Origin of the sequence: Curtobacterium sp. MCBD17_028 (assembly GCF_003234875.1) — a bacterium.
In the GTDB taxonomy this organism is placed as follows: Bacteria; Actinomycetota; Actinomycetes; order Actinomycetales; family Microbacteriaceae; genus Curtobacterium.
This window is the reverse complement of record NZ_QKTQ01000007.1, coordinates 59524-74076: the sequence shown is the minus strand read 5'-3', so window position 1 is coordinate 74076 and position 14553 is coordinate 59524. Positions and strand designations below refer to the sequence as shown.

The 14553-nt window shown below is 70.6% G+C and carries 15 protein-coding genes; 11 read left to right on the top strand and 4 right to left on the bottom strand.

Going from position 1 to position 14553, the window contains the following annotated elements:
* Positions 1 to 57: 57 nt before the first annotated feature.
* Both DEI86_RS10280 and DEI86_RS10275 read left to right on the top strand, forming a co-directional pair.
* Positions 58 to 591, top strand: coding sequence for a hypothetical protein (locus DEI86_RS10280; RefSeq protein ID WP_111010030.1), 534 nt, complete (start codon positions 58 to 60; stop codon positions 589 to 591).
* Between the two features lie 173 nt (positions 592 to 764).
* A complete protein-coding gene (locus DEI86_RS10275; RefSeq protein WP_111049464.1) occupies positions 765 to 2420 on the top strand; it encodes a catalase in 1656 nt (551 codons plus the stop codon).
* Positions 2421 to 2532: 112 nt separating this feature from the next.
* Here DEI86_RS10275 and DEI86_RS10270 read toward each other — a convergent pair whose 3' ends face one another.
* From DEI86_RS10270 to DEI86_RS10260, 3 genes are all read right to left on the bottom strand, one after another.
* Complete coding sequence (locus DEI86_RS10270; RefSeq protein ID WP_111049463.1) at positions 2533 to 3285, bottom strand: SDR family NAD(P)-dependent oxidoreductase; 753 nt, start codon at positions 3283 to 3285, stop codon at positions 2533 to 2535.
* 245 nt (positions 3286 to 3530) lie between these two features.
* The gene (locus DEI86_RS10265; RefSeq protein WP_111049462.1) at positions 3531 to 4532 is read right to left on the bottom strand and encodes a low specificity L-threonine aldolase; all 1002 of its coding nucleotides are present in this window, start codon (positions 4530 to 4532) and stop codon (positions 3531 to 3533) included.
* A gap of 199 nt (positions 4533 to 4731) precedes the next feature.
* Positions 4732 to 5877 carry an NAD(P)/FAD-dependent oxidoreductase gene (locus tag DEI86_RS10260; protein ID WP_111035559.1) on the bottom strand — a complete coding sequence of 382 codons (1146 nt, stop codon included), beginning with the start codon at positions 5875 to 5877 and terminating at the stop codon, positions 4732 to 4734.
* Positions 5878 to 6200: 323 nt separating this feature from the next.
* Here DEI86_RS10260 and DEI86_RS10255 point away from each other — a divergent pair, with 323 nt between their 5' ends.
* From DEI86_RS10255 to DEI86_RS10230, 6 genes are all read left to right on the top strand, one after another.
* A complete protein-coding gene (locus DEI86_RS10255; RefSeq protein WP_111013835.1) occupies positions 6201 to 6698 on the top strand; it encodes a MarR family winged helix-turn-helix transcriptional regulator in 498 nt (165 codons plus the stop codon).
* A gap of 343 nt (positions 6699 to 7041) precedes the next feature.
* On the top strand, positions 7042 to 7803 hold the full coding sequence (locus DEI86_RS10250; protein ID WP_111013834.1) for an SDR family NAD(P)-dependent oxidoreductase: 762 nt from the start codon (positions 7042 to 7044) through the stop codon (positions 7801 to 7803).
* 341 nt (positions 7804 to 8144) lie between these two features.
* A complete protein-coding gene (locus DEI86_RS10245) occupies positions 8145 to 8450 on the top strand; it encodes a hypothetical protein (protein ID WP_111049461.1) in 306 nt (101 codons plus the stop codon).
* A gap of 17 nt (positions 8451 to 8467) precedes the next feature.
* A complete protein-coding gene (locus tag DEI86_RS10240; protein ID WP_146244901.1) occupies positions 8468 to 9856 on the top strand; it encodes a hypothetical protein in 1389 nt (462 codons plus the stop codon).
* Positions 9857 to 9861: 5 nt separating this feature from the next.
* Positions 9862 to 10326 (top strand): hypothetical protein, encoded by a 465-nt coding sequence (locus tag DEI86_RS10235; protein ID WP_111035563.1) that lies wholly within the window; start codon positions 9862 to 9864, stop codon positions 10324 to 10326.
* Positions 10327 to 10498: 172 nt separating this feature from the next.
* A complete protein-coding gene (locus DEI86_RS10230) occupies positions 10499 to 10927 on the top strand; it encodes a hypothetical protein (RefSeq protein WP_111035564.1) in 429 nt (142 codons plus the stop codon).
* A gap of 78 nt (positions 10928 to 11005) precedes the next feature.
* Here the strand turns inward: DEI86_RS10230 and DEI86_RS10225 are convergent, their stop codons facing one another.
* Positions 11006 to 11365: a hypothetical protein gene (locus tag DEI86_RS10225; protein ID WP_111013880.1), complete on the bottom strand. Its 360-nt coding sequence runs from the start codon at positions 11363 to 11365 to the stop codon at positions 11006 to 11008.
* 706 nt (positions 11366 to 12071) lie between these two features.
* On the opposite strand from DEI86_RS10225, the gene DEI86_RS10220 reads away from it, so the two are divergent.
* The 3 genes from DEI86_RS10220 to DEI86_RS10205 all read left to right on the top strand — a co-directional run bounded on the left by DEI86_RS10220 (position 12072) and on the right by DEI86_RS10205 (position 14504).
* A complete protein-coding gene (locus DEI86_RS10220) occupies positions 12072 to 12308 on the top strand; it encodes a hypothetical protein (protein WP_111035565.1) in 237 nt (78 codons plus the stop codon).
* An 80-nt stretch (positions 12309 to 12388) separates the two neighbouring features.
* Positions 12389 to 13303 (top strand): metallophosphoesterase, encoded by a 915-nt coding sequence (locus DEI86_RS10215; protein ID WP_111049460.1) that lies wholly within the window; start codon positions 12389 to 12391, stop codon positions 13301 to 13303.
* Between the two features lie 208 nt (positions 13304 to 13511).
* Positions 13512 to 14504 carry an NADP-dependent oxidoreductase gene (locus DEI86_RS10205; protein WP_111035567.1) on the top strand — a complete coding sequence of 331 codons (993 nt, stop codon included), beginning with the start codon at positions 13512 to 13514 and terminating at the stop codon, positions 14502 to 14504.
* Positions 14505 to 14553: the final 49 nt, after the last annotated feature.

Genomic DNA, 14553 nt, shown 5'->3' with positions numbered 1-14553 from the left:
GTGGTCGCATTCCGGGCGGCGCGTCCCGCTCCCGCCACCCGGCCTACGCTCGTCGGCGTGGATGCGACGACGGACGACGCGGACGCGATCACCCGCGCCCGCACCGCGATCGCCGAGGCCGTGCAGCGGCTCGAGGCCGCCGGTGCGCGTGACGAGGCCGTCGGCGAGTACGTCGAACCGCGCCGCGTGCTCGGGATCCGGCGGGAGCCGACCATGCGCGACCTGGGGCGCGCGTGGCGGCTCGGGGTGCTGCTCGTCGACCGGGTCGGCACCGTCCGCGCGACGGGCCTGATCACCCGCGTGACGGAGCCGGGCCGACCGCAGTACCAGTCGACGTCGGCGGAGATCCGTCGGGCGTACCGTGCGGCGGCGGTCAAGGGTGGGTTCCGCGCGGGCGACACCGTCAACCACGGCACCGTGCCGATCCCGCTCGACGAGCACCTGCGCGGCGCCGCAGGTCCCCTGTCCGTGCGCGACGGCGAGGTCGTCGTCCGCTGGAGCCCCGCCGTCGCGGACGGCGATGCCCTGCCGCTCGCGCAGTACCTCGCCGACCGCGTCGACCTGCTCGTCCATCCGCCCGAGGGCGCCTGAAGCGCGAGATCGCGGTCGTTGCCGTTCTCACCGGAGCCAGAGCGGCAGGGACTGCGATCTCGCGGACAGGGGGACGGGCGGCCGGCTGCGGCACGCCCGGGTGCCGGCCGTGCAGGCGCCCCGGGGCCGATGGAGGACACTGGGAAGGCAGCCGTCCAGGAAAGGAACAACCCGTGACCGACGTCTCCTCCCAGCCTCCCGCCGAGGGTGACGACCGCGAGGTCCTCACCAACCGTCAGGGCCACCCGGTCTACGACAACCAGAACCAGCGCACCGTCGGCGCCCGGGGGCCCGCGACGCTCGAGAACTACCAGTTCCTCGAGAAGATCAGCCACTTCGACCGCGAGCGCATCCCGGAGCGCGTCGTCCACGCCCGTGGCTTCGTCGCCTTCGGGTACTTCGAGGCGACCGGCCAGTGGGGCGACGAGCCGATCGCGCAGTACACGCGCGCCAAGCTGTTCCAGGAACCCGGCAAGCGCACCGACGTCGCCATCCGCTTCTCGACCGTCATCGGTGGCCGGGACTCCTCCGAGGCCGCCCGCGACCCGCGCGGCTTCGCCGTCAAGTTCTACACCGAGGACGGCAACTGGGACCTCGTCGGCAACAACCTCGGCGTCTTCTTCATCCACGACGCCATCAAGTTCCCGGACGTCATCCACTCCCTCAAGCCGGACCCCCAGACGTTCCGCCAGGAGCCGGCCCGCATCTTCGACTTCATGTCGCAGACACCCGAGTCGATGCACATGCTCGTCAACCTGTTCAGCCCGCGCGGCATCCCGGCGAACTACCGGACGCAGCAGGGCTTCGGCGTGAACACCTACAAGTGGGTCAACGCCGAGGGCGAGACGAAGCTCGTCAAGTACCACTGGATCCCGTCGGTCGGCGTCAGCAGCATGACCGAGGCCGACGCCGCCGCGGTCCAGGCGGGCGACCTCGGCCACGCGTCGAAGGACCTCCACGAGGCGATCGAGCGCGGCGAGTACCCGGAGTGGGAACTCCGCGTCCAGATGATGGACGACCACGACCACCCCGAGCTCGACTTCGACCCGCTCGACGACACGAAGCTCTGGCCCGAGAACGAGTTCCCGCCGAAGAAGGTCGGCACCATGGTGCTCAACCGGAACGTGTCGGACTTCTTCGCCGAGAACGAGCAGATCTCGTTCGGCACCGGTGTGCTCGTCGACGGCCTCGACTTCTCGGACGACAAGATGCTCGTCGGCCGCACGTTCTCGTACTCGGACACGCAGCGCTACCGCGTCGGGCCGAACTACCTGCAGCTCCCGGTCAACCAGCCGAAGAACGCGCGCGTGCACACGAACCAGCGCGACGGGCAGATGGCCTACCACCAGGGCGGCGGACCCAACCCGCACGTCAACTACGAGCCCTCGATCACGGACGGCAGCCTCCGCGAGGCCGAGTACCCGACGCACGACGAGCAGGGGCCGGAGATCGTCGGGCGGCTGACGCGCAAGCGGATCCCACGCACGAACGACTACACGCAGGCCGGGCAGCGCTTCCGGCTCATGGAGGACTGGGAGCGCGACGACCTCGTCCAGAACTTCGTCACGCTCATCTCGCAGGCGGCCCGCCCGGTGCAGGAGCGCATGCTCTGGCACTTCTACATGGTCGAGGACGAGCTCGGGCAGCGCGTGGGCGAGGGCCTCGGCATCACCCTCGAGGAGGTCGCCGACCTGCCGCCGCTGCAGTCCCAGACCCTGTCCGACGACGAGCTCGCCCGCCTGGGGAACCTCGGGCACAACGGCCCGCGCGACGTCGAGGGGCTGCTCATGACGCACTGCGTACCGGACGAGCGCGCCGTCATGGCCTGATCGGGTCGTCCGTCGTCCGGGAGGCGCGGTGCGGGTCCGTCCCGCACCGCGCCTCCCGTGCGTCCGGCGTCGTGCGACGCCGCGCTGGACGCGGACAGCAGGACCGCGCACGTCAGGACGGACGCGAGCCGCCCTCGAGCAGGAGCACCTGCCCCGTGAGGTAGGCGTTCCCGAGCACGGCGAGCGTGAGCTGGGCGACCTCGTCCGGACGCCCGAGCCGTCCCACCGGCGGCGTCGGGACCGACGAGGGCATGCCGTCGATCATCCCCGTGTCGGCGATGAGCGCCGGGGCGATCGCGTTCACCGTGACCCCGTGCGCGGCGGCCCTCGCGGACAGCGCATGCACGAGCCCGTGCAGCCCGGCCTTCGACGCGGCGTAGTGCGGGCCGACGAACCCGCCCGTGAACGCGGCGACGCTCGAGGTGAAGACGATCCGTCCCCAGCCGCGCTCGACCATGCCGGGCAGGAGTGCCTGCGCGAGGACGAACGGCGCCGTCAGGTTGACGCGGAGTGCGCGCTCCCAGTCCTCAGGGGTGATCTCGTCGAGCGCGCGGACGTCGCCGACGCCGGCGATCGGCAGCAGGACGTCGACCGGTCCGAACGGGTCCGCGGCGGCCTCCGCCACCGCGTGCAGCCGCTCGGTGTCCGTCATGTCCGCCTCGACGAGCACGAGTCGGCCCGTGCGCCCCGGGTCGAGTTCGGCCGTGGAGGCGCGGCTGCGGTCGCGTACCGTGCCCACCACCGCGTACCCCGCGTCGAGGAGGCCCCGGGTCACCGCCCGCCCGATGCCACCGGTGACGCCCGTGACGAGCGCGACCCGTCCCTCCCGGCTCGGTTCCGACGTGGGCCGTTCGTCATCTGCCATGCCACCTGCCTACTCGCCGGCGGGTTCCCGGCGCCCGGCGGCGCCGGCCTGCGTGGCCGGTGCGGACCCCTACCGCTCGGTGTCCCTACCGCTCGGTGTCCCTACCGCTCGGTGTCCCTACCGCTCGGTGTCCCTACCGCTCGGTGTCCCTACCGCTCGGTGTCCCTACCGCTCGGTGTCCCTACCGCTCGGTGTCCCTACCGCTCGGTGTCCCTACCGCTCGGTGTCCCTACCGCTCGGTGTCCCTACCGCTGGATGCCGCGGAGGACGTCGACCGCGCGGGTGATGTCGTCGCCCGTGGCGTCGAGGTGCGTCACCATGCGGATGCGCGTCCGGCCGGACTGCATCACGCGCACGCCCTGGGCCTCGGCCTCGTGCGCGAACCGCGCCGCGTCGGACACGTCCGCGAACACGATGTTCGACTCGACCGTCGCGGGGTCGACCCCGACGGCCGCGGCGAGGAGTCGGGCGTTCACGTGGTCCTCGGCGAGGCGGTCGACGTGGTTCCGGAGGGCGTACCGGCCGGCCGCGGCGAGCATCCCGACCTGCCGCATGCCGCCGCCGTAACGCTTGCGCCAGATGCGGGCGGCGTCGATGCGCTCCTGTGAGGCGACGAGCACCGACCCGACCGGGGCGCCGAGGCCCTTCGACAGGCAGACCGAGACCGTGTCGAACCCGGCGGCCAGCTCGCGCAACGGCGTGCCCGAAGCGACGTGCGCGTTCCACAGCCGAGCGCCGTCGAGGTGCACCGCGAGCCCGTTCGTCCGCGCGTACTCCTGCACGGCGCGGACCTCGCTCTGGGGCTGCACGGTGCCACCGCCGAAGTTGTGGGTGTTCTCGATCGCGATCGCAGCGGTGGACACCATGTACGACCCGGCGTCCGGCTCCGCGATCTGCTCGACCGCCCGGTGGTCGAGGCGGCCGTACGGCGTCGCCCACGTCCGGGTCGTGATCCCCGAGAACACCGCGGCGGCGCCGAGTTCGGCTCGGGCCACGTGGGCCTGGACGTCGCAGACGAGCTCCTGACCGGGCGCGACGAGCATCCGCAGTCCCAACTGGTTCGCCATCGAGCCCGACGGCGCGTAGAGGCCCGCTTCGAACCCGAGGAGATCGGCGACCTCGGCCTCGAGCGCGTTCACCTCCGGGTCCTCGCCGTACACGTCGTCGCCGACCTCGGCGTCGAGCATCGCGGCGCGCATCGCGGCGGTCGGGCGGGTGACGGTGTCGGAGCGCAGGTCGATGGGCACCCGATGACGGTACTCCGACCGGTCGTGGAGCCCCGCATCCGGATCGTGGTGTGACCGGCCTTCCCCGCGGTGTATCGGCTGTGGAGACGGCGGCACGGCGGCAGCCAGGACGTCGGCGCCTGCTGCGCGACGAACGGGACCGCGGGATGTGACGCGGCCCCGTTCGTCGATGTCATTCGGTCGGTCGGCTCACTGCTGGCTACTCGTGGTACTCGCGGCCGTAGGTCTTGACGCCTTCCATCATGTTCCGGAGATTGTCGGGTGCGTTGTAGCCGAAGGTGCGCTCGAAGGACTGGTAGCCCTCCTGGGAGGATTCGGCGCTGCGGGGCAGCATCCGTTGGGCGAATGCGTCGAACGCGGCGTTGATGTCTCCTGCGTGCTCGACGATCAGCGCGCCGAGTTCGGCGCCGTCGAAGAGGGCCCAGTTCGCGCCGTCGCCGTCCGGCGGTGTCAGGTGCGCGGCGTCACCGACGAGCATCACCCCGGGCATGCGGTCCCACGTGTGACCGAGGGGGAGACCCCAGATCGGCCGGATCACGGGGTCGGTGTCGCCGGCGGTGATGAGTTCGCGCAGTTCTGGAGCCCAGCCCTCGCCGAGCTGGTCCGCGATCAGTCGGAGCGCCTCCTGACGGTTCCTGGAGTCGAGCGTGTCTGCCCAGGCGAGCGGCTTCTTCATGACGACGTAGCTGTGGATGACGTCGCCCGCTTCGCGGTGCCCGAAGATGCCCCGGCCGGGCTGCATTGCGAGCATCGCGCCTCGACCGACGAGCGCTGCACTGGCGGTGTGGCGTTCTTCGACGTCGTGGAGGAACGTCTCGGCCCAGATGGTGCCGGTGTACTCCGGCACGGCACCGTTGAGGTAGGTCCGGACTCGTGACCAGGCTCCGTCGGCGCCGATGAGCAGGTCCGCGTCGACGGAGTCGCCGTTGGCGAAGACGACTCGGTGCGCTCCGGCGTCGGCATGGACCGACGCGACCTTGTGACCCCAGTGGATGGTTCCCTCGGGCAGCGATTCGACGAGGATGCGCCGCAACTCTCCCCGGAGCACCTCCGGGTTGGTCAGTTCGCCATCGTCCGGGATCTCCCCGACGAGCTCACCGTCGGCGCCGAGGAACCGCATCGCCTCAGCGCCCATGTTGATGATCGACCGGAACTCGTCCATCAACTGGCACTGTTCGAGGGCGACCTGCCCGTTGAAGTCGTGGATGTCGAGTTGACCGCCCTGGGTCCGTGCGTTCAGGGACTCTTCCCCCTCGTACATGGCGACGGGGATGCCGTTGAGGTGGAGGACGCGAGCAAGCGTGAGCCCGGCGAGGCCGGCTCCGATGATGACGATCGGCTTCATGACTGGTTGGTCTCCCTTGTGGGCCGGAGGACGCCCGACGGGCTGTCCAATGTGATAAATGCTGCATAATCATTATGCGACAAAATAGTCAGGTTGCAAGCGGTTCCCCTGGACAGCCCCACTCGCCCTTCCGGGTTCGCCCGTCGACATGCTGTGTCTGCTCACCAGTGGGCCGTGGACCTCACTCGGCGAGGTCATCGACCACACTCAGCGGGTCGACGCGCTCGACGAGTTGCCGTTGCCCTGGACGCTCCGATGACGATGACCGGAATGTTCTGCCGCTAAACTCTGTCGTTCGGACCGGCCAGGAGATGAGTGCAGCGATGAGCGAGGTCACCCCGCAGCCGACGGGCCGCGAGCAGATCATCGCGAGCTTCCTCGGGTTCAGCGCGGCGCAGAACGAACTCATGCGGCTCTTCGCCCGCCAGAACCAGATGCACTCCACCGACGCGGCCGCTGTCGTGCAGATCATCGAACACGAAGACCGTGGCCGTCCCCTCACCCCTGCGCGCCTCGCCGAACGCATCGGTCTCTCGCCCGGAGCGACCTCGATCCTGCTCTCCCGCCTCGAGACCGCCGGATTCGTCGAGCGCACCCGTGAGGTCGCCGACCGACGCGTCGTGACCCTGCGCTCCACGAAGGCGATCAACGACGCCGCGGACGCCTACTTCCAACCCCTTGCCCGGCAACTCGATGACGCGTTCGGGGCCTTCACCCCCGATGAGATCGACGTGCTCAGCCGCGCCGCCGCCCGCCTGCAGTCCGTGCTCGAGACGTACGTGCGTGCAGCGGCAGCGGAATCCGAGACTGAACCGAGCTAGGGTGCGTCTCCTCGTCGTTTCGCCCAGGCGATGACGGCGTTGAGGACGACGGCGGCGCGGTAGACGTTCGCGAGCGTGTCGTAGGGCCGCTGGTGGGTTCAGGGCTCGTCGACGTCCCTGAACGGGCCGCGTTGCGTCTGACCGCCAAGGGCGTCGCGCGCTCCCGGTCGTCAACACGCTTCCTGGGCTGGTGAACGCCCCGGGTTCGCAGGGGATCGCAGACCCCGGAGCATCGACGACCGGTTCGCGTGCGACCGGCAGACTGGAGGCCCAGCGTGGTCAGCAGGCGGCTCACGTCCGGCTCCGGTCGCCACCACCGTTCACCGATCCGGGAGGACCCCCCATGACAACCGAACCCCTGCGCGGATCCGTCGCGCTCGTGACCGCAGCCTCCCGAGGGATCGGACGCGCGATCGCGCTCGACCTCGCCGGTCACGGCGCCGACGTCGCCCTCGGTGTGCGCGATCCGGACGCCGCCTCGCCGCTCGCCGACGAGATCCGCGCACTCGGGAGGCGCGTGGTCACCGTCGCGATGGACGTGACCGACCTCGCGGGGTGCCGCACGGCGGTCGACCAGGTCGTCGAGGAGCTCGGGACCATCGACGTCCTGGTGAACAACGCCGGCGGCAGCATCGTCGAGGACGCCTTCGACGTCACCGAGGAACACTTCGACGCCGTCTGGTCGCTCACCACCAAGTCGACGTTCTTCATCTCGCAGTACGTCGCGCGCCACATGCGCGCCGCGGGTCGAGGGTCGATCGTGAACGTCGCTTCGCAAGCCGGGCTCGTCGCGCTGCCCGGCGAGTCCTCCTACTGCACGAGCAAAGCCGCCGTGATCCACCTCACCAAGTGCCTGGCGGTCGAGTGGGGCCGGTACGGGATCCGTGTGAACGCCGTTGCGCCGACCTTCGTCGAGACGGACGGCACCGCCCCAGCCCTGTCCGACGAGGCGTTCCGGGACGACACGGTGGAGCGCATCGCCGCACTGCACCGCATCGGACAACCGCACGAGGTCGCCGCCGCCGTGACGTTCCTCGCCGGCGAGGGCGCCTCGCTCATCACGGGAACCGCGCTGCCGATCGACGGGGGCTGGACGGCCCGCTGACCGGAACGGAGACGCGGCGCCGGCGGGGGTCGGTCGCGCCGAGCCGATGCTGAGGCGCCAACGAGCTCTACCGCTGTAGCCCGTCGAGCGCGACGTCGGGGAGTGGAGCCCGGTGGTCCTGTGCGCCGGGGATCTTCGACCTGATCCGCAACACGCCCGCACTGACCGAGTGCGCACGTCAGCGCTGGGTCCGATGCCAGGACGTGCGCGCCAGGGCGCTCGCGGACATCGTCGGGAACGGCCCTCCGTGGTGCTCGCGTGCCCCTCGGCGAGGGTGCGGTCGTTCGCTGGCGGTCGTATGGTGGCCTCTGCGGAACGCGGTCCCGTCAAGTGGGGGTGTCATGGCCGGGGAGCTGAGGTTGGATGAGGACGGGCTGGCGTCGCTGGCCCGGGGGCTGCAGGTGCATGGCGGCAGCAGCGGCGAGCACGCTGCACAGGCGGACGCGGCGCTCGCTGCCGCGGAGGAGGCGGTGTCGTCCGCCCCGCTCGCAGGGGCGATGGGCAGGCTGGCGGCGCGGTTCAGCGGGCGCTCCGACGACATCGGAACGAGGATGACCAGCCTCGGCACGTCGTTGACCGCCGCAGGACACGCCCTCACCACGACGGACAGCGCCCTCGCGGAGACGGCCCGGGGCATCGAACGGTGAGCGTCCTGGATGGCGCCTTGACCGCCGACGACGTCACGGACGTTCCCGACGACGCTGACGGTCTCCGCTCGGCCGCGCGCCGGTTCTCGACCGCGGCGGACGGCGTCCTCGACGCCGCCACGAACGCATCTCGGTCATGGTCGGGGCTGCCGGCGGTGTTCTCGTCCAACGCGCTGCAGCCGGCGCTGACACCGTTGATGGACCCGGCCTTGCAAAAGGCGCAGCAGATGCAGGTCGCTGCGCACGAGTTCCTCCGCGTCGCCACCCGCGCCGCGGACAGCATCGATGACCTCGCGCACGAGCACGACCGGCTCGTGCGGCAGATCGCGCAGTTCCACGCCTCCGCGCCGGGGCAGGTCGCCGCGGCGGCGGCGGAGCAAGCCGCGAGCGGTGACCTGCTCGGCGCGGTCGGTACGGTCGTGACGAACTGGCAGCAGGTGCCGGAGCTCGTCGGCGAGGAGCTCGGGCTGCGGATGAAGGTCCGAGCGCACAACGACAACGTCACTGCGACGCTCAGTGGCATCGCTACGCAGCTCGACGGCATCAGCCCTTCGACCGTGGACGCTCATCCCGTGCACACGGCTGCGCACGTCTCCGGAGCGGGTGGTGGCGGCGACCACAACTGGTTCGAGCGTGCATGGGACACCGCGAAGGCGGCGGTCGGCGTCGGCGGCGCGGTGATCGGTGCGGAGGCAGCGGCAGCGTGGCCCCACATGCAGGACGCCGCAGCGGTCGCAGGGAACGTCTTCGCGTCCTTGGGCAACGCGATGGTCGATCACCCGGACGAGATGCTCGAGCTCCTCGGCGGTATCGCGACCATGGTCGGCGGTGCCGCGATGGAGGGCGGCGGTGTCGTGCTCGACATCACGGGGGTCGGCGCGATCGCCGGGGTCCCGCTGAACATCTCCGGCGCCGCGGTCATGACAGCCGGTGCCGGTCTCGCGGCGACCGGGGCGACGCAGTTGGGCGTCCACGCGATGACCGACGACCGCGTGAGCCCGAACCAGACCGACCACGTCCAGCGGTGGCGGGAGAAGAACGAGCAGTACGAAGGTCGCGACAAGAAGGGCCGCTACCGATCCGAGGACAACGACAAGGCTCGAGCGGACTCCGCGGACAAGCAGCAGCGGGGGCTGGATGACTACGAAGAGGAGACCGGCATCACGCCGAACCCGAAGGAAGTGGTCGCGCGCGTGGACAGCGTCGGACACACCCGGAAGTTCGACGGCCTGGCGGAGAAGCCCGACGGCACCTACGAAGGGGTCGAGGTGAAGAGCGGGACCGCGACCAAGTCCACGAGCCAGGAGGAGTTCGACGACGCGGTCAGCTATGACAACCCGGCAACCGCCACACTGGACGGGAAGAAGATCCTCATCACCTCGACTCGGCTCATCAACGTCAAGTAGGAACCATGTACATCACGGACTGGCCCGGACGCAGCACGACGACACTGTCGAACAGCTTCCGCCCGTACGACGAGCAGATCCGCCGCGAACTCGGGTTGCTGGACAACGACCGCAGGTTCGCGTACGTCCTCTACTACCTGCCCGACGGCCTCCGCTGGCAGGACCGGCCGAAGGACGACAACGGCGTCGAGTACGAAGACCAGTACTTGCAGGCCGGGGGCACCGCCGAGCGCATGGGGGTGGAACTCCGACGAGCGGAGGCGGACGGGCAGCTGCGGTTCTACGTCGTCGGTCGGCAGCACGACCTGTCCGAGCCGTTGACGGAGACCCTCGACGTGCAGTCGGCCCACGAACCACGGCACCCGGCGGAACTGTTCGACGCGGACGAGGCGGCACGGATCTTCCACCACTACTTCCGGCACCGGACCGTGCCCGACGAGTACACGCTCCGCCTCATCGACGACATGTGATCGCCGCCCGAGCCGGGGCACCCCTCGTCGACATCGAAGGTCCTCCGTCGGGCGGAGGAGGCCGGATCCGCCGATCGTCGGATGGACGTGCTCCTGCTGGCGGGCGACGCGGCTGTGGCCGCAGGTGGAGGCTGACGACATGTCTGGATCCAGCACCTCCCGTCTCCGTTCCATGACCGCGATCGCCATCGCCGCGTCGGTCGCACTGCTCGGTACCGGGTGCAGTTACATCCACCAGCAGATCGGTGACGCGTGGGCGGTCACGTACGAGATCCACGTCGACCGACCGACCGGCGCGGAACTCACCGAGGTCGAGGTCGAGGGTGCCAGGGAGCGTGGTGACGCCCCGGAGATCCAGCGGCTCGGGTCCGCCACGACGGACCGCACGGACGGTGACGGGTCGCGGTGGACGCACGACGCCGTGGTCCTGGCCGAGCAACGAGCGTCGGTGACCGCGACGCCCGGGGAGGGCGCGACGGCGACCTGCCGGATCCTGCTCGACGGGAAACGCGTGATCGCGACCGCGACATCCACCACGCCAGGAGCGCGTGTGCAGTGCTCAGCGACGACCCCCGAGTTCAACGAGAGCGCCCGGCACTGACACGATCGTTCGTCGCACGTGTGCCAGGACCGTCGCTCGCGCGGGTTCGAGATGGCGTGTCCTCGAGCGCGGCTCGGGCTAGGGCGCCTCGTCGACGAGGGCGACGAATCGCGTGCCCACGCCGTCCACTTCGTGCCGCACGAGCCCTGCGGCCGGTTCCGGCGCCTGGTACCCCGCGTGGTAGTCACACATCAGGTAGTCCCAGTCGGGCCACCACTTCTTGGGCCGCGCATCCTCGCTGAATCCGCAGACGACGCACTCGAGGTGCACCCAGACCTTCTTGCCCGTGCGGTTGGCCCTGGACTGCACGAGCCAGGCCGGCGGATCCTGCTCGATCGCCGCGAGGTCGGCCTCGCTGAGGCGCGAGGGGATCCCGTGATGGGTCGCCATCTCGATCGGGATGTCGAGCCGGATGGCGGCGTCACGTCTCGAGAGCATCCGCCCAGGGTAGGTTCTGCCGCTGGGTGCCGCGACGACCACGACATCGGCACCGACGGGGCCGGCATCGATCGCATCCGGCTGGCGGAGGGTCAGGAACAGCGGCTGGCGTACACATCGTTCTGCGTCGAGCAGGGTCGCACGCTCCGTGCAGGCGGTCCTGGATGTGTCGCGATCCATCGGCGTTCGGGCGCAGGGGATCGGGGACCAACGTCGTTCCCGATCCCGGTGCGTTCGAACTCGCCGCTGAGACCTTGCACACGCACGTCGTCCAGCAGGACCGTAGCCGGAGCGAGCTCGTGCAAGCAGAGCAGTGGCTTCATGACGTCTGGGCACGTGAAGCACCCGTACCCGCCCTCGCTCAGCTCGACGAAGACCTCGTTGAGCTTGCTCGCCGATAGCAGGGCAACCGGACTGGTCGCCGGTCGGTCATCGAGACGTCGACGTAGGTTCAGAGCATGACCCTGCGCGGCGTACTCGACTACATCGGCATCACACGGCCGAAGGGTGAGCGCACCTGGCTGCTCGAGCTCCTCGACCGGCGCCGCGCCCGCTGACGGATCGCCGGTCGGGTGCTGGCGGGAGGCCGAGCGCCGCGCGGATCAGCGCTCGGTCAGGCCGCACTTGTAGAGCGGGTCATCCACGACGGTTTCGAGGGGCTGGGTCGTCTCGATTCGCACCCAGCTGGTGTGTCAGCTCCGGTCGAGTGCAGCCGGCGGACGAGCGCACGCTCTTCGAGTCGGCCCGCTCCTGCCCGAGCATCGTCGTTCCGCGCGTCGAGTCGCCGCTCACGGATCGCGTGGTCGACCGTGAGGATGAAGAGCTCGTCGAAGATCTCGAAGAACGACCCGACGTTGCGCGATCCACCGCAGAAGAACCTCACCGGCTCCGACCGATCCGCCGCGATGGGTCGAACCTCTTCGACCTGCCGTACATCGTGTGATGGAAGCCGTTCCCGGTCGCGCCGGAGACCGGCGCTCTTGTCGCATCGCTGCTGTCGCCGGCGGTCGCTATCGTGACGGCATGCTGCCCGTCGCGCCCGGCGCCCTCCGCGTCCTCCACCTGTCCGACACCCACCTGACCGGTGACGGCTCGCTGCACAACGGCGTGGTGGACACCGCGGCCACACTCGGCGCGGTCCTCGCCCGGGTCGCCGACGTCCCCGGTGTCGGCCTGGTCGTCGTCTCCGGGGACTGCTCGGACGACGGCACGCCCGCCTCGTACCAGGCCCTGCTCGACCGCGTCGGGGCCTGGGCGCGTGCGCACGGTACGGCCGTCGTCGCCGTGCCCGGGAACCACGACGGGCGCGCCGGGTTCCGTGAGGTCCTCGGGAACGGCCATGTGTTCGCCGAAGGTGGGGCACCGGTCGCGCACACGCTGCAGCACGTTGCGCCGAGCGTCCCGGTCGATGGCGTCTCGATGGTGGCCGGGCGCCGGATCATCACGCTCGACACCTCGGTCCCCGGCGCCGGCTACGGCCTGCTGCGGCCCGAGCAGCTCGAACGGCTCCGCGAGCTGCTCGCCGATCCCGCTCCGTACGGGACCGTCCTCGTGCTGCACCACTCGCCGTTGCCGGCGCCGACCGCCCTGCACGAGGCGTTACGACTGCAGAACCCGGACGAGCTGGCGGATGCGCTGCGGGGGAGCGACGTGCGCGTCGTCCTCGCGGGGCACTACCACCACCACATGGTCGGCACGATCACGGGGGTCCCCGTGCTCGTGGCGCCCGGGGTCGCGAACGACACCGACATCGCGGGCGTCTACGAGCGGGAGCGCATCCTCGCCGGCGCCGGAGCGCTCGTGGTCGACGTCCCCGCCGAGGGCACCGTGCTCTCGACGCCCGTGCACGTCCCCGTGCCGGACGAGGGGCGCGAGCTCTTCACGTTCGACGAGGCGCGGGTCGCACGCATCGCGGCGGAGTCCGGCCCGCGCCGCTGAGGAGTTCCACTGGACGCTGAGCAGCCCCACCGGGCACGGACGCCGGCACGATCAGCCGCAGCCGCAGCCGCAGCCGCAGCCGCAGCCGCAGCCGCTGCACCCGCACCCGCGGAACCGGCCGCGGACCCAGCCAGGGGAGCGCATGCTCGGCGGTACCGCATCACGGTTGCGACGGCGACGGCGACGGTGCCGACAGCAGGAGCGTGCCATGCGTGTGGGATCAGCGGTCGAGTTCGACCGGTACGGCGGGACCGACGAGCTCCACTTCGTCGACCAGGAACGACCGACCCCGGCGGACGGTGAGGTCGTCGTCGAGGTCGTGGCGGCCGGCCTCAGCCACATCGAGATCGCGACCCGCGAAGGGGCCCTGGCGGACCGGCTTCCGACAGTGTTCCCCTCGCGGCAGGGATCGTGCTTCGCGGGCATCGTCCGGGCGAAGGGGCGGTCGGTGCGCGGGGTGCACGCCGGGCAGGCCGTGATGGGCCACGCCGTCGGTGGTGGCGCCCAGGCGAGCTGGGTGTGCGTCCCGGCGGCGGCGATCGTGCGCAAGCCGGAGAACATCCCGTTCGAGGTGGCCGGCGGTCTGTACCTGGCCGGGACGACGGCCTGGCGGATCATCGACGACCTCGCGATCACCGCGGACGACGTCGTGGTGATCGCCGCCGCCGCCGGTGGGGTGGGGCACATCGAGGCGCAGCTGGCGCTCGCAGCAGGCGCCCGGGTCATCGGCACCTGCGGTGAGCGGAACCACGACTACCTCCGGCAGATCGGCGTGCTCCCGGTGACGTACGGGGATGGCATGGTCGAGCGGATCCGTCAGGCTGCCGCAGGGCACCCGGTCACCGCGTTCGTCGACAACCGGGGCGACGGTGCGGCCCTGTCGACGGCGCTCGGGGTCGACCCGGCGCGGTTCGTGTCGCTCGAGCGGCGCCGTGACGTCGAGCTGCACTTCGTACAGGCTGGCGGCGATGACACCGACCCCGCGACGATCATGCAGGACCTCGGTCGGCGCATCGAGGCGCACCAGCTCCGGGTGCTCGTGTCGGGGTTCTACCCCTTCGAGTACCTGGTCGACGCCTACGAGGACCTCGCAGCGGGCCATTCCCGCGGCAAGGTCGTCGTCGGCATGCAGCCCGTCGAGACCGGGATGCGGCAGGAGTGGTACCGCTCCGAGAAGGCGCGCACGATGGCGGAGCGCTGACGAGCGCGAGCACGAGCGCGAGCGCGAGCACCTCCGCGGAGGCGTACCC